The 18,370-nt window shown below is 69.1% G+C and carries 21 protein-coding genes; 12 read left to right on the top strand and 9 right to left on the bottom strand.

What is annotated here, in order from left to right; translation table 11 throughout:
* Positions 1-19 precede the first annotated feature (19 nt).
* Together ABZX61_RS52630 and ABZX61_RS52625 are read left to right on the top strand one after the other, a co-directional pair.
* Entirely contained in the window at positions 20-934 is a 915-nt protein-coding gene (locus ABZX61_RS52630; RefSeq protein ID WP_350730091.1) for a hypothetical protein, read from the top strand.
* A 124-nt stretch (positions 935-1,058) separates the two neighbouring features.
* Positions 1,059-2,810, top strand: coding sequence for a DEAD/DEAH box helicase (locus ABZX61_RS52625; RefSeq protein ID WP_355207290.1), 1,752 nt, complete (start codon positions 1,059-1,061; stop codon positions 2,808-2,810).
* A gap of 9 nt (positions 2,811-2,819) precedes the next feature.
* Here the strand turns inward: ABZX61_RS52625 and ABZX61_RS52620 are convergent, their stop codons facing one another.
* The 3 genes from ABZX61_RS52620 to ABZX61_RS52610 all read right to left on the bottom strand — a co-directional run bounded on the left by ABZX61_RS52620 (position 2,820) and on the right by ABZX61_RS52610 (position 5,570).
* Positions 2,820-3,272 (bottom strand): GNAT family N-acetyltransferase, encoded by a 453-nt coding sequence (locus tag ABZX61_RS52620; RefSeq protein ID WP_350730095.1) that lies wholly within the window; start codon positions 3,270-3,272, stop codon positions 2,820-2,822.
* A 74-nt stretch (positions 3,273-3,346) separates the two neighbouring features.
* Entirely contained in the window at positions 3,347-4,486 is a 1,140-nt protein-coding gene (locus ABZX61_RS52615; protein ID WP_355207287.1) for a hypothetical protein, read from the bottom strand.
* Positions 4,476-5,570, bottom strand: coding sequence for a helix-turn-helix domain-containing protein (locus ABZX61_RS52610; protein WP_355207284.1), 1,095 nt, complete (start codon positions 5,568-5,570; stop codon positions 4,476-4,478). Before ABZX61_RS52610 ends, ABZX61_RS52615 begins: the two co-directional genes overlap by 11 nt.
* Positions 5,571-6,048: 478 nt before the next feature.
* On the opposite strand from ABZX61_RS52610, the gene ABZX61_RS52605 reads away from it, so the two are divergent.
* Together ABZX61_RS52605 and ABZX61_RS52600 are read left to right on the top strand one after the other, a co-directional pair.
* Positions 6,049-6,189, top strand: coding sequence for a hypothetical protein (locus ABZX61_RS52605; protein ID WP_350730099.1), 141 nt, complete (start codon positions 6,049-6,051; stop codon positions 6,187-6,189).
* Positions 6,190-6,363: 174 nt separating this feature from the next.
* Positions 6,364-6,741: an STAS domain-containing protein gene (locus ABZX61_RS52600; protein WP_350730101.1), complete on the top strand. Its 378-nt coding sequence runs from the start codon at positions 6,364-6,366 to the stop codon at positions 6,739-6,741.
* Here the strand turns inward: ABZX61_RS52600 and ABZX61_RS52595 are convergent, their stop codons facing one another.
* The 3 genes from ABZX61_RS52595 to ABZX61_RS52585 form a co-directional block, all read right to left on the bottom strand.
* On the bottom strand, positions 6,742-7,254 hold the full coding sequence (locus ABZX61_RS52595) for a hypothetical protein (RefSeq protein ID WP_355207280.1): 513 nt from the start codon (positions 7,252-7,254) through the stop codon (positions 6,742-6,744).
* Between the two features lie 147 nt (positions 7,255-7,401).
* Positions 7,402-7,971 carry a nicotinamidase gene (locus ABZX61_RS52590; protein WP_350730104.1) on the bottom strand — a complete coding sequence of 190 codons (570 nt, stop codon included), beginning with the start codon at positions 7,969-7,971 and terminating at the stop codon, positions 7,402-7,404.
* Between the two features lie 61 nt (positions 7,972-8,032).
* The gene (locus ABZX61_RS52585; protein ID WP_350730106.1) at positions 8,033-9,322 is read right to left on the bottom strand and encodes a nicotinate phosphoribosyltransferase; all 1,290 of its coding nucleotides are present in this window, start codon (positions 9,320-9,322) and stop codon (positions 8,033-8,035) included.
* Positions 9,323-9,362: 40 nt separating this feature from the next.
* Between ABZX61_RS52585 and clpS the strand changes: the two genes are divergently transcribed.
* From clpS to ABZX61_RS52560, 5 genes are all read left to right on the top strand, one after another.
* Positions 9,363-9,656 (top strand): ATP-dependent Clp protease adapter ClpS, encoded by a 294-nt coding sequence (gene clpS / locus ABZX61_RS52580; protein WP_185071427.1) that lies wholly within the window; start codon positions 9,363-9,365, stop codon positions 9,654-9,656.
* Positions 9,657-9,684: 28 nt separating this feature from the next.
* The gene (locus tag ABZX61_RS52575; RefSeq protein ID WP_350730108.1) at positions 9,685-10,209 is read left to right on the top strand and encodes a DUF2017 domain-containing protein; all 525 of its coding nucleotides are present in this window, start codon (positions 9,685-9,687) and stop codon (positions 10,207-10,209) included.
* Between the two features lie 9 nt (positions 10,210-10,218).
* Complete coding sequence (locus ABZX61_RS52570) at positions 10,219-10,620, top strand: M67 family metallopeptidase (protein ID WP_355207274.1); 402 nt, start codon at positions 10,219-10,221, stop codon at positions 10,618-10,620.
* Positions 10,621-10,827: 207 nt separating this feature from the next.
* Positions 10,828-11,100 carry a MoaD/ThiS family protein gene (locus ABZX61_RS52565; protein WP_185071430.1) on the top strand — a complete coding sequence of 91 codons (273 nt, stop codon included), beginning with the start codon at positions 10,828-10,830 and terminating at the stop codon, positions 11,098-11,100.
* 1 nt (position 11,101) lies between these two features.
* On the top strand, positions 11,102-12,049 hold the full coding sequence (locus ABZX61_RS52560; RefSeq protein WP_355207272.1) for a cysteine synthase: 948 nt from the start codon (positions 11,102-11,104) through the stop codon (positions 12,047-12,049).
* A gap of 58 nt (positions 12,050-12,107) precedes the next feature.
* Here the strand turns inward: ABZX61_RS52560 and ABZX61_RS52555 are convergent, their stop codons facing one another.
* Both ABZX61_RS52555 and ABZX61_RS52550 read right to left on the bottom strand, forming a co-directional pair.
* Complete coding sequence (locus tag ABZX61_RS52555) at positions 12,108-13,934, bottom strand: hypothetical protein (RefSeq protein ID WP_350730112.1); 1,827 nt, start codon at positions 13,932-13,934, stop codon at positions 12,108-12,110.
* Positions 13,935-14,112: 178 nt separating this feature from the next.
* Positions 14,113-14,439 carry a hypothetical protein gene (locus ABZX61_RS52550; RefSeq protein WP_350730114.1) on the bottom strand — a complete coding sequence of 109 codons (327 nt, stop codon included), beginning with the start codon at positions 14,437-14,439 and terminating at the stop codon, positions 14,113-14,115.
* Between the two features lie 110 nt (positions 14,440-14,549).
* Between ABZX61_RS52550 and ABZX61_RS52545 the strand changes: the two genes are divergently transcribed.
* From ABZX61_RS52545 to ABZX61_RS52535, 3 genes are all read left to right on the top strand, one after another.
* Positions 14,550-15,341, top strand: coding sequence for a thioesterase family protein (locus tag ABZX61_RS52545; RefSeq protein ID WP_355207267.1), 792 nt, complete (start codon positions 14,550-14,552; stop codon positions 15,339-15,341).
* Between the two features lie 104 nt (positions 15,342-15,445).
* Positions 15,446-16,357, top strand: coding sequence for a glutamate racemase (murI, locus tag ABZX61_RS52540; RefSeq protein WP_350730117.1), 912 nt, complete (start codon positions 15,446-15,448; stop codon positions 16,355-16,357).
* A complete protein-coding gene (locus ABZX61_RS52535; protein ID WP_350730119.1) occupies positions 16,354-17,106 on the top strand; it encodes an MBL fold metallo-hydrolase in 753 nt (250 codons plus the stop codon). Before murI ends, ABZX61_RS52535 begins: the two co-directional genes overlap by 4 nt.
* Here the strand turns inward: ABZX61_RS52535 and ABZX61_RS52530 are convergent.
* Positions 17,091-18,329, bottom strand: a complete 1,239-nt coding sequence (locus ABZX61_RS52530; RefSeq protein WP_355207264.1) for an MFS transporter — start codon at positions 18,327-18,329, stop codon at positions 17,091-17,093. The two genes, ABZX61_RS52535 and ABZX61_RS52530, sit on opposite strands and share 16 nt — an antisense overlap.
* Positions 18,330-18,370: the final 41 nt, after the last annotated feature.

Here is an 18,370-nt window from a genome sequence, read left to right as displayed (position 1 = left end):
CAGCGGTCAGGGAGGTGCCATGGAGGATGACACCGAGGACGACCGCCGGGTCTGGCCGCCTCAGCCCGCTCCCAGGCATCGCCGTACTCCTCCGCGGTACGCGTGGGGCGCGCCCCACGAGGAGGAGTCGCGGCGGGGGCGCACGGGCCCTCTTGAGGCCGTGCCGGACCCCGACCCGGAGCCGGTACGGCGGCATGCCCGGTCCAGCGGTCCTGAGCCGGTCCGCGGCGAGCCCGACCCGCTGGACCTCGGGCCCGAGGAGCCGTGGAACCCGCAGATCCGCAGGACGGCCTCGTACGGCCTGGACCGCGAGTTCGAGCCCTGGGAGTCGCTTCCCCCGTCCGCGCGCCTCTACGGCTCCCCGGCGGACCCCGGGCGGCGCACGGGCGTGTCCGGGAGGACGCTGCGGCGCTGGGTGGTCGTGTCGGTGGCCCTGCTGGCAGGCGTGGGCCTGGTGGTGGGGGCGACCGTCGTGGTGCTGCGGATCACCGCGCCTTCGGCGGAGAGCGGGCAGCTGAGCGACTCCCTGGCCAAGGTGTCGGTGGCGCTGCCACAGGGGTGGAGCCAGGCGCCGGTGCCGCCCGTGACGGGTTTCACCTCCGTGGCCAGGGACGGCGGCGGCGGGCTCGTCATGGCCAGGCCGGTCACAGGGGCCGTGGCGGACGCCAAGAAGGCCACGGCGGAGGCGGCGGAGCTCTACTCCCGGCTGCTGCTCAAAGGAGACCGGGTGACCGTCGTCGAGGACAAGGAGCTCCCCGGAGGGCACACCCGGGCGCTGCGGGCGGAATATCAGGATGTGGCCAACCGGCCGGCGTTCCTGAGAGTGACGCTTCTCACTCGCGCGGGCTCCGCGGTCATGCTCCTCGGGCTGCTCCAACCCGAGGAAACCGCACGCAGACAGGCCCTCGACACGGTCATGACGAAGATCAAATGACCCGCATAGCACGCGGGGAAGAGCTTGGCCAGAATCCTCAACTCACGGCACGTCTTGTCGGTCGGCCCGATTACTATCGGGTCACTGTGAGAGAGCGAAGCACACTAACCCCAGAGGTGATGCGGTGAGCACCTTCGCCGCGTCCCATCTTTCGCCTTCCTATCCCGACCGAGCAGCATGGGGCACCGCCCCCAAGCTCCGCGCGTGGCAGCAGGAGGCGTTCGACCTCTACTTCAGGCGCGAGCCGCGTGACTTCCTCACCGTGGCGACCCCGGGCGCGGGCAAGACGACCTACGCCCTGCGCATCGCCAGCGAGCTGATCGCCAACGGCGTGATCAGGTCGATCACGATCGTCACGCCCACCGAGCACCTCAAGCGGCAGTGGGCCGACGCCGCCGCGCGGGTCGGCATCGGCATCGACCCCGAGTTCAAGAACAGCCAGGGCACGACCTCGCGCGACTACACCGGGGTGGCGGTGACGTACGCGCAGGTCGCCATGCACCCCGCGCTGCACAGGGCGCGCACGGAGGCGCGCAAGACGCTGGTGATCTTCGACGAGATCCACCACGCGGGCGACGCCAAGTCGTGGGGCGACGGCGTGAGCGAGGCGTTCGAGCCCGCCACGCGCCGCCTCCAGCTCACCGGCACGCCGTTCAGGTCCGACGACAACCCGATCCCGTTCGTCGGCTACGAGGAGGACGCCGAGGGCCTCAAGCGCAGCGTCGCCGACTACTCCTACGGCTACGGCCCCGCGCTCGACGACGGCGTCGTGCGCCCGGTCATCTTCCTGGCCTATTCCGGCGAGATGAAGTGGCGCACGCGGGCGGGCGACGAGATCGCCGCGACGCTCGGCACGCCGCTCACCAAGGACCAGCTCTCACAGGCGTGGCGGGCCGCGCTCGACCCGAAGGGCGACTGGATCCGCCAGGTCATGCAGGCCGCCGACCGGCGGCTCACCGAGGTGCGCAGGGGCGTGCCCGACGCGGGCGGCCTGGTCATCGCCACCGACCACGAGACGGCCCGGGCCTACGCCCGCCACCTGCGCAACATCACCGGCGAGGGCGCCACCGTGGTCCTCTCCGACGACCCCGGCGCGTCGAAGAAGATCAAGCAGTTCGCGACCTCGCCGGACCGCTGGCTGGTGGCCGTGCGCATGGTGTCGGAGGGCGTCGACATCCCCCGCCTGTGCGTGGGCGTCTACGCCACCTCCACCTCTACCCCGCTCTTCTTCGCCCAGGCCGTGGGCCGCTTCGTGCGGGCCCGCAAGCGCGGCGAGACCGCCTCGGTCTTCCTCCCCTCGGTGCCCACGCTCATGGGGCTGGCCAACGAGATGGAGGTCGAGCGCGACCACGTGCTCAACAAGCGGCCTCCCGAGGACGGGCTCGACGACAGCCTCCTGGAGCAGGCCAACCGCCAGAAGGACAATCCCGACGTCCTGGGTGACGAGCTCCCGTTCGAGACGATGGAGACGTCGGCCACGTTCGACCGGGTGCTGTTCGACGGCGGCGAGTTCGGCACGGGCGCGGCGGTCGGCTCGGCGGAGGAAGAGGACTTCCTGGGCCTGCCCGGGCTGCTGGAGCCCGACCAGGTGGCGACGCTGCTGCGCAAGCGGCAGTCCGACCAGCAGGCGGCCAGGCGCAAGCAGGAGGAGGAGCAGCCGCGCGAGACGCTGGCGCCGCACGAGCAGATCGCGGACCTGCGGCGCGAGCTCAACGGCCTGGTGGGCGCCTGGAACCACCGCACGGGTCAGCCGCACGGGGTCATCCACTCGGACCTGCGCCGCTCGTGCGGCGGGCCGCCGATCGCGCAGGCGACGGCGGAGCAGATCCAGGAGCGGATCGACACCATCCGCCGCTGGGCCACCCAGCGCCGCTAGCCGGCGCGCTCAGCCGAGCTTTCTGACGAGGATGCGGCACAGCTCGGGCCGGAGCTCGAGCCCGCCGTTCGGGTGGTAGACGACGTCGGTGGTCGCCACCTCGCCGTGCGGCCATTCGGCGTAGCCGCGGCGCTGGTACAACCGCAGGGCGTCGGGGTTGTCCAGGCCCACGCCGAGGGCGACCTGGTCGTGGCCGTCGGCCAGGAGCCGCTCCTCGGCGGCCCAGAGCAGCGCGGTGCCGATGCCCCGGTTGCGCATCCAGGGCACGACCTCCAGGTGCGTGAGCAGCGCCACGCCCGGTAAGTGGGTACGCAGCTCGGGCTCCTCCGCGGGCCCCAGCCACATGTAGACGTCGCCGACCGCCACCCCGCGCTCCCAGGCGACGAGCAGGGCCCCGTGACCGGAGTCCTGCCTGGCGAGCCGGTCGGTGAAGTAGCCCTCCTGCCCGAGCGAGTCGACCATCGCAGGGAGGTCCGTATGGACGGCCTGACGGATATCACGTGGCCCCACGGACGACAGATTCCCGGTTCGCCCACTTATGAATCAAATGAGGTCCACTGGCGCAATAGTGGTGCACCAGGTCTGACCAGCCATTTCATGGCATCGGCCACGCTCGGCCCGAGTTGCGGGATCCTGGCGAAGTGATCGGCCCACCGGTCGCGGTCCGCCGCCCACGCCTCCAGGTACTTGACGCAGAACTGCGGCGTGATGCGGTTGAGGCGGCCCAGCGCGGCCAGCAGGGACTCCTCCATGGCCCGGCGGCTCGTCGTCGCGTCCGGCGGGAGCTCCCGGACGCGGCGCAGCACGTCCTTGACGAAGTCGCCGCGCCTGGCGAGGGCGCCGACCCAGTAGGCCGGATCGGCGGCGGCCTGCCAGCCCGTGCCCCCGCCCCCGTCGAGCAGCCAGTAGACGCCCTCGGCCAGCACGTCGCCGAGCTCCTGGTCCCGCGCGCGCATGGGGCGGTCGAAAGGGTCGTACGGGCGCTGCTTGACCATCCCCGTGACCGCGAGCGGGCGCACCGACTTCTCGCCCAGCAGGTAGAACCAGTCCTCGTTGTAGATGTTCGGGAAGAACGAGGGGCCGCGGGTCGTCTCGACGGCCAGGGCGCCGCCGCCCACGAACGACTCCTGATGCCCGCCGGTCAGCCGGTGGGCGTGGCACACCACCGAGTTGTCCGGGTAGCCGCCGATGTGCATGCCCACGGCGTCGTACGAGTCGAGCAGGGCGGCCGCGTGCGCGACCTCCTCGTGCCCGCCGACCTCGATGTCGTCGTCCAGGAAGACGATGCGCCGCCAGCCCATCAGGCGGGCCAGCAGCAGCCCTGTGTTCCGCTTGGCGCTGAGGTCGGTCGCGCGGGCGAACGGCGTGCCCTTCAGCAGGGCCGTGGTCGCGAAGTCCGGCAGGTTGAGCCGGGCCACGTTGTCGATGTCCACGGAGATGAACTGCAAGCCGGCCGGCATCAGGAGGAGGTCCGGTTTGCTCCACTTGCTGTGCAGGGTCACGAGGGGGCAGTCCAGGGCGATCGCCAGCCGGATCGCGTGGCTCAGCCAGACCGGATGCCTGATGGTCGGCACGACGATGGCGTCGACGCGGCCGGACTTCGCGACTCGCGGGTAGACCTCGATCAGATCCCGGTGGGAGCCGTGGTGATGCTCCGATCCGACCTCAGTCCCCACGAGAGGGCTCCGACCACTCATGCAGCCGGAACGTGTTCAGGGTCCAATCAGGAGTGACGACCACGCGGTCCCTGATCCTGACGCGCGTGAGAATGCTGTAGGCCGCGGCGGTGCCGAAACGTGCCCGCAGATAGACGGCGTTGCGGTCGCGGAATCGCTCGTCGGTCAGGGCCCGCACCGCACCGTAGACGCCTCTGCCGTACATCCCATTGCAAATGGTCAACGTGCGCTCGACATTGTCGGGATTGACGCCGCGGTAGAAGAACCCGACGTCCTCAAGGAGTTGCAGATTATCGCCGGACCCGCCGGTGACGGTGTAGTGCCGGCGCGTGTCGCCCCCCTCGATGACCTCGAAATACGGACCCTTTTCCCCCTCCCAGTCGGGCACCTGCCGCACCGGGAGTTCTGCTTGCGCGAGCACCGCCCCGGTCACCGCGTTGTAGTCGACGCCGCCCAGGAGCACCACGTGCGTCGTCAGGTCGTCGGAACGCAGATCCTCGGTGGAGACCAGCTTCACCGGGCTGCGCGGATTCGCGGCCCGGAGATGGCCCCACAGCTCGAAGAGGGAGTCGAGGTCGGAGTACTTGTACAGCTCGATGTAGTCGGGGCTCGACGGGTCCGCGTACGGGATCTTGGTCCGGTCCTCCTCCGGGACCTGCGAGCAGATGACCGTGATCGGCTCCCCGTCCCGAAAGTGCCAGGGGCCGGTCTGGAGCGCGTCCCGCGCCGCCGGCTCGGCGTTCTCACCCGACGCCTGGGACTTCAGCGCGGCCTGGCGCAGCCGGTCCAGCTCGGCGAGCAGGTGGCGGTGGTCCTCGAGCTCGCCCGCCGTCAGGTCGGACACGGGGAGCACGCGTGCCGTCCCGTTGGAGATCGATCGCTTGGTCGCGAAGAACGCGGCGTACTTCTCCAGCCGGTGTAAGGGCGGGATCTTGCTCGCATGAGCCGACTCCCACGACGAGATCAGCGCGACGCTGACCTGGAACGCCTCGCGCAGCTGTGCCTGGGTGACGCGCCGGTCAGGCCAGTGGCTTTCGCGCAGCTCGCGCAGTCGGCGCGCCAGCGCGGAATTGACGCCGCTCATGCCAGCCCCATTGGTGTGAACTTCAGTAATCTCTAGTGAACATCAACCTGGCGGCAGAATCGATGAAGAATCCGCAGCTAAGGCCTAACAGAACAGCCAACGTGCACAAACGGGTGAGCACAAGAGCCATCAGTCTAACCATTCAGCTGTCACCGCCGTGTACGAATAGGGCGGTTCAGTCGGGGTAAACCTCTAATTGGAGAAGATTCACTGAAGTTAGCTGAATATGGGTGGAGGTGGTTCGTGGCGAGGGTCCGATGAGCCACACCCGGCAGGAGCGGCATCCCCATGCAGAAAGACAGCGGAACACCCCCGCGACGAGCCCAATCATCGGCGGAGGTGCCCGCGAGCGAGGTTTCTGTCAGAGCGCGTCTCCGCACCAGGGAAAACCTTCATGACCACACTAGTCCTCCACCTCTCGGTGGCAATACCAACATCAACCGATACCAGAGCCTTGACCCTCTTCCTCCTGACGACCTTGATCACACTGGCAGCGGCGGCCATCCGCTGGATGGTGAAGCGGGCGAATGTCGTCATGGTGATCAGCGGCACGGGCGTCCTGGTGATCGTCCTGTCCGTGCTGCTCGCCGCCTACGTGATCACCTTCGGGACAGCCTGAGGGAGCCGTCGCGCGCGGCGCTCCGCCCCCCGGCGCTGCGCGCGTGCCGGTCGCGTGTGACGATGGGTGACTCTGTGCGTTTGGCCACAGAGCGGCGCTCATCTGTTAGAAACTCGACGGAAGAGGCAACAACCACTCTTGGCTTGTCTCGGGATACGCAGAAGGACTTTGCCCATGTCGTCTGAGGTCACCAGAAAGCCGATGCTGACCGTGACTTCCGGCCTCTCGCGAAACGCCGTCATCCTCAAGCTCGAGGGCGAGCTCGACGTCAACGTCCTGCAGGTGCTGCGTGAGCACCTCGAACCCGTCTGGGCCCTTCCTCCCAAGCCCTTCCTGATCCTGGACCTGGGCGAGCTCTCGTTCTGCGACTCCATGGGGATGAACGAGCTCGTCGGCGTCATGCAGCGGTGCGAGTCCAGAGGGACCCGGCTGCTGCTCGGTGGGGTTCAGGGGGTCATGGCCAGGGTGCTGTCGATCACCGGGCTGCGGCACGCGTTCGAGGTCTTCGCCCGGCTCGACGACGCGCTGCGGCTCGCGGTGGCCAAGCCCTGACTACGTCTGGGGGATGCGCCGCCCGGTGCGGCCATCGGTCAGGACGTAATCCGGTTTCTCCCGCAGGGGCAGCTTCAGCGCGGCCCGGCCGCTCTCGACGCGCACCGGCAGCGTGAACACGCGCTGGTGGTGGCCCGTGAGCGCGGCCGGGTGGCTGCCGACGTTGGGCCCCTCGTACAGCCATAGACGCAGTCTGCGCCCCTCGGCCCGGACCACGACCTCGGCCGCCCCGCACTCCTGCGGCGCCGCCGCCCAGGTCAGCACGATCTCGTGGGCCACCTTCGCCGAATGGGGGACCGGGACGCGCTCCTGGCAGGAGGCCACGAGGTTGGCCACGATCGCCGGAGGGGCGGGGGCGGGCCGCTCTTCGGCGCCCATCGCGATCGTCCCGCCTTCCAGCAGCGCCAGCGTGACGACCGCGGCCACCCGCTCGCCGGCGCTCCCCCGGACGAGCAGCCACAGGCAGAGAGGACCGAGGACGAGCCAGGCCGCACCCAGGGAGATGGCCAGCATGAATCTACCTCCCGCGAAAAGGAGTTTGTGACTCTCCGTATTACTACGGCTCCGGAGGGGGTTCGTCCTCTTGAATATCACATGAACGCAGCGTTGCCTACCGCATACGCCTCGTGATCAATGGTGATCCCGGTCACCCCTGAACGGTCACCCCAGAACGGGCGCCCCCCGGAGGGTGGCGCCTGCGTCCTTCAGCTCCGCCAGCGCCACCTCCGTGGTCGTCGGGGCCACGCCGGCCGTCAGGTCCAGCAGCACCCGCACCGCCAGCCCGTGCTTGACCGCGTCGAGCGCCGTCGCGCGCACGCAGTGGTCCGTGGCGATCCCGACCACGTCCACCTCGTGCACCCCGCGCTGCCCGAGCCACTCGGCCAGCGGGACCCCGTCGCTCGAAAGGCCCTCGAAACCGCTGTACGCGGCGGCGTAGGCGCCCTTGCTGAACACCTCCTCCACCGCCGCCACGTCGAACGACGGGTGGAAGTCGGCTCCCGGGGTCCCGGCCACGCAGTGCGCCGGCCACCTGGAGACGTAGTCGGGCGATTCGGCGAAGTGGTCGCCGGGCGAGATGTGGTAGTCGCGGGTCGCCACCACGTGGTCATAGCCGTGTTCGGCCATGTGGCGAGTGATCGCCGCCGCCACCTCCGAGCCGCCGGCCACGGGCAGGCTGCCGCCTTCGCAGAAGTCGTTCTGCACATCGACGATGATCAATGCGGTCCCCATATTCAGCACTCTAATAACAGGGCCCGCTGTTCGACCCGGCGCCCCGCTGCCGCGGGGAGGGTCAGGCGAACTCTGTGGGGATGGCCGCGTACCCCCTGCCGAGGTGCAGGGCCTCCTGGGGGAGGGTGGCGACGGCGGCGGCGTGGCGCTCGCGGGCGGCGGGCAGCGGCTCCCTGCCCACGACCTGCCCGTCGCGCACCAGCTCGTGCAGCAAGGGGATGCCGCCTTCCGGGGCCAGGCCGCCGGTGGTGATCAGCTCGGTCTCCACGTTGCCCACGTCGTCCAGGAGCCGGTACGCCTGCTTGCGGCCCCCGCGCGACGGCTTGCCCACCGAGCGCTTGGCCACGGCCTCCAGCTTGCCCGTGGCCGTCTCCCTCGCCACCAGCTTGTACACCAGGGCCGCCGTGGGCACGCCGGACCCGGTCACCAGGGACGTGCCGACGCCGTAACCGTCGACGGGGGCGGCGGCGAGCGCGGCGATGGCGTACTCGTCCAGGTCGGAGGTGACCAGGATGCGGGTCTCGAAGGCCCCGAGCGCGTCGAGCTGCTCGCGCACCTCCTGCGCGGCGGCGGCCAGGTCGCCGGAGTCGATGCGGACCGCGCCCAGCTCCGGCCCCGCCAGCTCCACGGCCGTGCGCACCGCCTCGGCCACGTCGTACGTGTCCACCAGCAGCGTCGTCTTGCGGCCGAGCGAGGCGATCTGGGCCTCGAACGCGTCCTTCTCCGAGTCGTGCAGCAACGTGAACGCGTGCGCCGCCGTGCCGGCCGTGGGCACGCCGTAGGCGTACCCGGCCATGAGGTTGGAGGTGGAGGCGAAACCGGCGATGTACGCGGCCCGGGCGGCGGCCACGGCGGCGCTCTCGTGGGTGCGGCGCGAGCCCATCTCGATGATCGGCCGCTTGCCCGCGGCGTTGGTCATGCGGGAGGCCGCTGAGGCGATGGCGCAGTCGTGGTTCAGGATCGACAAGGTGAGGGTCTCGAGCAGCACGGCCTCCGCGAAGGTGCCCTCCACGATCATGATCGGGGAGGCGGGGAAGTAGAGGTCGCCCTCGCGGTAGCCGTAGACGTTCCCGGAAAACCGGTAATCGGCGAGAAACGCCAGAGTGTCGTCGTCGACGACCTGCCTCTTCCGCAAATAGGTGAGTTCTTCCTCACTGAAACGGAAGCGTTCTAGCTCGTCCAGGACACGTCCGGTCCCGGCGACAACCCCGTAGCGCCTGCCACCCGGCAGATGTCTGGCGAACACCTCGAAAACGGCGCGCCTGTGCGCCGCCCCGCTCCGGAGCGCCGCCTGCAGCATCGTCAGCTCATAGTGATCTGTGAGCAACGCAGTGCTCATGGTCATTGTCACGACTCGAAGACTACGGCCCAGATAGGGCAGACTCGGGGATGTGGGTAGCACCGCTCCAATCGCCGTTGAGCGTCCGTCATCGGACGTCCGGCCCGATCTGCCATGGGTGACCATCGTCTGGAACGACCCGGTCAACCTCATGTCCTACGTGACCTATGTCTTCCAATCGGTCTTCGGCTACACGAGAGAGAAGGCCGAAAAACTCATGCTGGACGTACACCACAAGGGCAAGGCCGTCGTGTCCAGTGGCACGCGGGAAGAGATGGAACGCGATGTGCAGATTCTCCACTCCTACGGCCTGTGGGCGACGGTCCAGCCGGACTCGGTCAAGTGAGGCACATGAGGTCAGTGAGGCGGCACGCGTGACATCGGGGTTTTCGTCGGGCAAGGGCGGCGTCGTCGTCGCGGAGTTCGAGGCCGCGGAGGTCTCGCTCCTGCGCTCGCTCGTGTCGATGATGCTGGGCATCGTGGAGCCGGGGCGGACCAGCGACGACCCGCTGGAGCGGGCGCTGGGCATCGGCGGGGGAGAGGCGCCGACCGACCCGGTGCTGGCCAGGCTGTTCCCGTCGGCGTACGAGGACGAGAAGGATTCGGCGGAGTTCCGCCGCTACACCGAGGCCACCCTGCGCGACGGCAAGCGGGCCGACGCGCAGACCGTCTTCGACACCGCCAGGTCGGGCCGCGCGGAGCTCTCGCCCGAGCAGGCCCAGGCCTGGCTGCGCTCGCTCAACGACGTGCGCCTGACGCTCGGCACCAAGCTCGACGTGACCGAGGAGGTTCACGACGAGATCGCCGTGATGTCCGAGGACGACCCCCGCTACCCGGCCTACCTCACCTACGACTGGCTGACCTACCTCCAGGACAGCCTGGTCCGGGCGCTCTGGTAACTTCCGGGCATGCTGTCGATCTCGCAGGAACTGGTGGACAAGATCGTCGCCCATGCCCGTGCCGACCACCCCGACGAGGCGTGCGGGGTGATCGCCGGCAGGAACGGTGTCCCCGAGCGGTTCGTCCCGATGGAGAACGCCGAACGCTCGCCCACCTTCTACCGCTTCGACTCCATGGAGCAGCTGCGCGTCTGGCGTGAGATGGACGACCGCGACGAGGAGCCCGTCGTGATCTACCACTCCCACACGGCCACCGAGGCGTACCCGTCGCGCACCGACGTCTCCTATGCCTCCGAGCCGGACGCCCACTACGTCCTGGTCTCCACGCGGGACGAGGAGAAGGTGGAGTTCCGCTCGTACCGGATCCTCGACGGAGTGATTACCGAGGAAGAGGTAAGGTTTCTCCCATGATGGTCAGGCCGGTGCAGAGTTTCCTCTTCGCGCATACTCCTGCCGTCGTCGTCTACGACTGTCGGATGAGAAACCTGCAGCTCCACTGCCGCTAAGGCGGCATCCCTGACGAGCAGGTTTCTTACCGGAAGATCCCGCGGAATCCGCATGTAGCCATCGGCGTTGCTGCCGATGGGACGACGACCTGATCTGAGGAGACTGAGCGCGATGGCCATCGAGGTTCGCATTCCGACCATCCTGCGTAATTACACCGGCGGCGCCAAGGCCGTCGACGCCGAGGGCGCCACCCTCGAAGAGCTGATCAGCAATCTGGAGTCGCGCCACCCCGGCATCAAGGAGCGCCTGGTCGACGCGGGCAGCCTGCGCCGCTTCGTCAACGTCTACCTGAACGACGAGGACGTGCGCTTCCTGGGCGGCCTGGGCACGCCGCTGTCCGACGGCGACACGGTGACCGTGCTGCCTGCCGTCGCCGGCGGGTGACATGCGGTTCGACTCGCTGATCGACTCGGTCGGCCGCACGCCCCTCGTGGGGCTGCCGAGGTTGTCGCCCTCCGCCGACGTGCGGATCTGGGCCAAGCTCGAAGACCGCAACCCGACCGGGTCGATCAAGGACAGGCCCGCCCTGTGGATGATCCAGGAGGCCGAGAAGGACGGCCGGCTCACGCCCGGCTGCACGATCCTCGAGCCCACCAGCGGTAACACGGGCATCTCGCTCGCCATGTCGGCCAAGCTCAAGGGCTACAAGCTGATCTGCGTGATGCCCGAGAACACCTCGGAGGAGCGCCGTCAGCTCCTGCGCATGTGGGGCGCGGAGATCATCTCCTCGCCCGCGGCGGGCGGCTCCAACGAGGCCGTGCGCGTGGCCAAGGAGCTGGCGGCCCAGAATCCCTCCTGGGTGATGCTCTACCAGTACGGAAACCCGGCCAACTGGCGCTCACACTACGAGACCACCGGCCCGGAGATCCTCGAGGACCTGCCCACCATCACCCACTTCGTGGCCGGGCTCGGCACGACGGGCACGCTGATGGGCGTCGGGCGGTTCCTGCGCGAGCGGGTGCCCGGCGTGCAGATCGTCGCCGCCGAGCCGCGCTACGGCGAGCTGGTCTACGGGCTGCGCAACGTGGACGAGGGCTTCATCCCCGAGCTCTACGACGAGTCCGTGCTGACCACCCGCTTCTCCGTGGGCTCGGCCGACGCGCTGCGGCGCACGCGCGAGCTGCTGGCCTCCGAGGGCATCTTCGCCGGAGTCTCGACCGGCGCGGCGCTGCACGCGGCGCTGGGCGTGGCCAAGAAGGCGGTCAAGGCGGGCGAGCGCGCCGACGTCGCGTTCGTGGTGGCCGACGGCGGCTGGAAATACCTGTCCACGGGCGCCTACGAAGGCACCCTGGAGGAGGCGGAAGAGCGCCTCGAAGGCCAGCTCTGGGCCTGATACAGCAGGAAACAGGCGGCCGGTCCACAAGGGGCCGGCCGCCTGTTCCGTTCGTCGCTCAGTTGAACAGGACCCGCAGCGAGAACGTCGCCTCGGTGTCGGTCTGCGTGCCGCTCATCCCGACGGCCCGCAGCACCTGGAGGTTGGCCTTGTCGTCGCCCTGCATGGACTTGAGGTAGAGGCTCTCCACCTTGTCCAGGTCCACGAAGACCGCGTAGTTGGCGTCGTCCGCGTTGGGGATCGCCGTCTGGAACGTCTCCGAGTCGCCCAGCGTGCCCTCACCGGCCAGCTGCTTGGCGTACTCGTCCGACGTCGCCACGGTGAAGACGCCGTCGCCGGCGACCTTGGCGATCTGCGGCGCGCCCTGACCCTGGGAGGTCAGCGCCTGCTGGACCTTGTCGACGATGGCCTGCGCCTTGGCCGGGTCGGTGACGATGCGCACGCCGCCCTTGATCTGGTCGCCGCCCAGGCCCTGGCTGTCCACGGCGAGCGTGAAGTTCTTGCCGAAGATCGTGGCCAGGTCGCCGGGCAGCTGGATCCCGAGCTGGCTCTGCGCCTGCTCCAGCATCTGCTTGACCTCGGCGCCGCCGCTCGCCGCGGCCTGCTTCTGGATCTGGTCCCACTGCTTGGTGACCATCTGGTCGAGGCCGGAGATCGACACCGCGCCCGCCGTGGTGGCGGGCAGCGTGCCCAGGTTGGCCTTGGGCAGGTCACCCTCGGGGGTCATGCCCTTGGCGCCGCGCACGAGGCCGGCGAGCTCGACATACGCGCTGTCGAAGCGCAGCGCGCCGGCGAACCTGGCGTCCTTGACCTGGTCCACGAGGGCGGCCTGCTCGGCCGGGACCTCCTTCTTGGCCACCTCCATGAGCCCGCCCATGTCGGCCCAGAACGACAGCACGCCCTGCTCGCCGACCGCGCCCATGTCGTCGTTGAACTCGGCGTTGTCGGCCAGGCTGCCCTCGGACTTCGCGAACTTGTCGGCCAGCGCCTGGGTCGAGCTCAGCAGCGCGTAGTCGTCACGGAAGGCGAGACCGTACTTCTCGCCCTTCATCAGCTTGGCGATGCCGGCCTTGGCCTGCGCCTCGTCCTTGATCTGGACGGCCACCGCGAAGTCGGGCTCCTCCTTGCCCGACGGCACGGCGGCGAAGCCGACCCTGCTGCCCAGCCAGGGGTCGACGTCCTTGGCGAAGTCGACCTTGGAGTCGGAGTCGGAGTTGATCGTGTCGAAGAGCGCCTTGCGCGGGTCCTCGCCGGTGAAGGAGTCCTTGGTGACCGTGAACTTCCTGGCGATCTGGAACAGCGCCAGCTTCTGGTTCGCGGCCGGGTCCAGGTCGAGCCGGGCGTAGGCGATCGAGTTGGCGGGCAGGACCTCGTTCGGCTGCGTACCGCCGCCGCCGATGGCGCCCATGGCCCACACGGTGCCGCCGCCGAGCAGGATCACCGCGAGCGCGGCGGCCGCGGCGATGATCCAGGTCTTACGGCCCTTCTTGGCCGGTTGCGCCGGGCCGAACCCCTCGGGCCCCTGCTGCTGCCAGCCGCTCTGGGCGTACTGGTCGTTCTGCCAACCTTGCTGCTGCTGTTCCTGCTGCCAGCCCTGGCCCTGCTGTTGCCAGCCCTGCTGCTCCTGCTGCCAACCCTGCTGTGGCTGCTGCTGTTGCCAGCCGCCCTGGGCCTGCTGGCCCTGCTGCTGGCCCTGCTGCCAGTTTTGCTGCTGGCCGTACGAACCCTGCTGGCCGTAGCCGGCGTCGTAGGTCGGCTGCTGCTGCCCGTACCCCTGCTGGGGGTTGTACGGCTGCTGCTGCTGTCCGTAGGACGCCTGCTGGCCGTAGCCCCCCTGCTGGTAGGGCTGCTGCGGCGGGTACGGCTGTCCCGATGACTGAGGCATCGTCGGGGGGTTCTCCGGCTGCTGCCCCTGGTTCCAGTTGTACGCCGTGGTCCGGTCAGGATCTTGGCCGTAGGGGGGATTATTCGCAGACATCACTCAACTCACAATGTGGACTTTTGACCACAGAGAAGTTAGCTGATGTTGCTAGACGGGCGCTTGCAATGTGCTGAAGTGAGATTCAGACCCTGCTGAGTTCCTTTCTGAGCGCATTGATGTGGACCTCGCCGCTTCCGTAGTCGATCACGCACGACCACGGCACGAATGTGCAGCCCACATAGACCAGACGGGACAGCGAGCGGGAGAGCCAGGACGCGCGGCCCTGGTTCTCCCGGGTGAGGCCGAGCAGCAGCGGCGCGCGGCGGCTGGAGACGATCAGCCCGTAGACGGTGTGGCTCTTCTGGAGCTCGCCCCTGTGCTTGATCACGCGGATGTCGACCACGTGGCCGACCCATATCCCGTCGGAGTCCCAAACGGACTGACCGAGGAGTTCGGTGACACTTGCCATGATCGAACTTTCTCAACCGAATCATGTTTTCGCAGGTAGGCGCGCTGATAGGGGGATGCCATAGACTATGCGGGCGCTAGAACATAATTCCGGAGTTGAGGCGGGCGCGGATGACCAAGTTCGACGAGGCGACTCAGGCGATCAGGATCGACGAGGGCACGTACGACGTGTGCCTCGACCCCGGATACGCCATCGGCGGCCCCCTCAACGGCGGCTACCTCATGGCCGTGATCCTGCGCGCGGCGGTGGACGCCTCGCCGTTCGAGCATCCGGTGAGCACGACGGCGCAGTTCCTGAAGGCGCCGGTCGCCGGGCCCGCGCAGGTCAGGATCGAGCCGCTCAAGGCGGGCAGGACGGCCGCGTTCGCCAGGGCCACGCTCGTGCAGGACGACGTGGCGCACATCGAGGGGCTGATCACGACGGCCACGTTGCACGAGGTCGAGCCGATTTATGCCGAAGAATCGGCGTACGAGATGCCCAGCATCGAGGACTGCGCCAAGCTCCCCGACCCCAAGCCCGAGTCGGGCATGAACCTGAACGCCCGGATGGAGCTGCTCTTCGACCCGCCCACGATCGGCTGGCTGAAGGGCGAGCCCTCCGGCAGGCCGGAGTCGCGGGCGTACTTCAGGATGGCCGAGCCGCAGGACCCGGACCCGTACGTGCTGGCGCTGGCCGTGGACGCGCTGCCGCCGGTGGTGTTCTCGGCGGGCGCGCGGGGCTGGGCGCCGACCGTGGACCTCACCTGGCACCTGCGGGCGCTGCCCGCCCTCGGCTGGCTCACGCTGCTCGGCAGCGGCCGGCTGGTCTCGGACGGCTGGTTCGACGAGGAGGTCGAGGTACGCGACTCCACAGGCCGCCTCGTGGCCCAGTCGCGCCAGCTCGCCCGGGTCGGACGCGGCTGACCGGCCCGGATGTGACCAAGACAACACCCCCCGCACGCCGCCGTGTCGTACCTGTGAGCATTCTTACGCAGAGTTGATCGTGCAGGTCGCCTACCCTCTAGAGCGTGCCGGACGCGAGTATTGGGATCTTCGACAGCGGGGTCGGCGGCCTGACGGTCGCGCGCGCGATCATCGACCAGTTGCCCTATGAGTCCATTACGTACGTGGCCGACACGGCCCGTCAGCCGTACGGGCCGAAACGCATCGCCGAGGTCCGCGCCTACGCCCTTGAGGTGATGGACCACCTCGTCGACCACGGCGTGAAGATGCTCGTGATCGCCTGCAACAGCGCCAGCGCCGCGGTGCTGCGCGACGCCCGCGAGCGTTACGACGTGCCGGTCGTCGAGGTGATCCAGCCCGCCACCAGGCGAGCGGTGCGCGCCACCCGTACGGGCAGGGTCGGCGTGATCGCCACCAGGGCCACCATCGAGTCCATGGCCTACCACGACGCCTTCACCGCGGCGCCCGACGTGCAGCTCACCGGCGTGGCCGCCCCACGCCTGGTGGAGTACGTCGAGCGCGGGGAGACGATGAGCGACGAGCTCATCGAGGTCCTGGGCGAGTACCTGGAGCCCATCAGGGCCGCCGGGTGCGACACCCTCATCCTCGGCTGCACCCACTACCCGCTGCTCACCGGCGCCATCTCCTATGTCGTCGGCGACGGTGTCACGCTGGTCTCCAGCGCCGAGGAGACGGCCAAGGACGTCTACCGGATCCTGCACGACCGCGATCTGGCGGCAGGAGGCGAGGCCACCCCCCGGCACCGCTTCCGCGCCACCGGCGACTCCCTGCTCTTCGCCCGGCTCGGGCGACGGTTCCTGGGGCCGGAGATCGATGTGGTCGAAGTCGCACCAGTGGGGGGTACTACCTCTAACGGCCACTCGGCCGCGCCGGTGTCGGGACTGACGAGCGACGACACCGGATTTCGGCGGCCGGGTAGCGACGCGGAGCGTCGCATCGGGAAGGAGCCCACATGAAGGTGACCATCGTCGGGTGTTCGGGCAGCTTCCCCGGGCCCGACAGCCCCGCGTCCTGCTACCTCATCGAGGCGGACGGGTTCAAGCTGCTGCTCGACCTCGGCAACGGGTCGCTCGGCGCGCTCCAACGCCACATCAGCGTGTACGACGTGGACGCGATCTGTCTGTCGCACCTGCATGCCGACCACTGTCTCGACCTGTGCTCCTACCACGTGGTCCGCACGTACGGGCCCGGCGCGCCGTACCCCACCCTGCCCGTCTACGCGCCGGCCGACGCGCCCACCCGGCTGTCGGCCGCGTACGGGATGCCGGACGAGCCGGGCCTGGAGACCGCGTTCGACTTCGTGCCGCTGGCGCCGGGCTCGTTCGAGATCGGGCCGTTCACGCTGACCGCCGGGCTGGTCAACCACCCGGTCGAGGCGTACGGCTTCCGCGTGACCGGCGGCGGCCGGTGCGTGGCCTACTCCGGCGACACCGGCGAGTCGAGCGAGCTGGTGAAGCTGGCCACGGGCGCCGACCTGCTGCTGTGCGAGGCGTCGTTCGTGGAGGGCCCGGACCTGCCCGCCGACCTGCACCTGACCGGCCGCCAGGCCGCCCGGCACGCGGCCGAGGCCGGCGTCGGACGGCTCGTGCTCACCCACCTCGTCCCGTGGAACGACCAGGCCACCGTGCTCGAGGAGGCGATGGGAGGCGGTTTCGACGGCCCGATCGAGCTGGCCCGCAGCGGCGCGGTCTACGACCTGGCCTGAGCCTGGGTGAAGTCGCGCATGCGGGGCAACGGGGAGAACAGCAGCGGCACGAAGGTCAGCAGCCGGGCCCCCATGATCACCCACAGGGCCTCGCGCACCCCGATCTGCTGGGCCAAGAGCCCGCCGAAGAGCGCTCCCAGCGGCATGATGCCCCAGGTCATGAACCTCACCGACGCGTTGACCCGGCCGAGCAGATGCTCGGGGGTCACGGTCTGGCGGTAGGTGACCTGGCCCACGTTCAACAATGTCGCGCTCCAAGTGAGCGCGATCGAAGTGATCGCGAAGCACACCACCCGCCAGTCGGCCTGCGTCATCGGCAGTAACAGGCCGAAGGGCGAGCCCAGGATGACCGCCAGCCAGGTCATCCTGGCGGTGCCGTACCGCCTGGACAGCCAGGAGCCGGTGAAGCCGCCGATCAGGCCGCCGATGCCGCCCGACATGAGCAGCAGGCCGATGGTGCTCGGGGGCAGCTTGACCACCTGGGCCAGGAACAGCACCGACAGGCCGAGCACGGCGCTGGTGCACAGGTTTCCGGCCACCGTCGAGGTGGCTAACATGCGCAGCAGCCGGTCGCGCCACAGGAACGACAGGCCCTCGCGGATGCCGCGCAGCAGCGGGGTGCGCTCGGTGACGGCGGGCGGCTTGTCGGGGGCCTTGATCGTGCCCAGGAAGATCACCGAGGCGAGCGCGCCGAGCGCGGTGGCGAACAGCGTGCGCGGCGCCCCCAGCAGCTGCACCAGCGCGCCCCCCACGGCCGGCCCGGACAGGAACGAGCCCGACCGCACGATCTCCAGCTTGGAGTTGCCGTCGGTGAGCTGCCCGGTGCCGACCAGCTCCGGCAGGTACGTCTGGTCCGCCACGTCGTTGAAGACCTGGGCCACGCCGGCCAGCAGCGCGATGGCGAACATCAGGCCGATCGTCAGCAGCCCCAGCTCCGCGGCCAGCGGGATGCTGGCGAGCAGCAGGAACCTGACCAGGTCGGAGGCCAGCATCACGCGCCGCCGGCGCATCCGGTCGACCCACACCCCCGCGGGCAGACCGATCAGCAGGAAGGCCGTCGTCTGCAGTGCTGACAGGACCCCGATCTCCACCGGACCGGCGTTCAGCGCGAGCACGGCCGCCAGCGGAAGCGCAACACGGGAGATATTCGCGCCTAGTTCACTGGCAACGTGCGAACTGAGGAACCGCAGGAAGTCAGGGTTACGCAACACCCCCGTTGTCATTGCGTAAGGATCCATGTGGCGGACACATTTGGTCAAGAGTG

Source organism: Nonomuraea sp. NPDC003709 (assembly GCF_040610775.1).
Classification (GTDB): domain Bacteria; phylum Actinomycetota; class Actinomycetes; order Streptosporangiales; family Streptosporangiaceae; genus Nonomuraea; species Nonomuraea angiospora_A.
The sequence above is the reverse complement of the archived record's forward strand: the minus strand, read 5'-3'. Positions and strand labels throughout refer to the sequence as shown.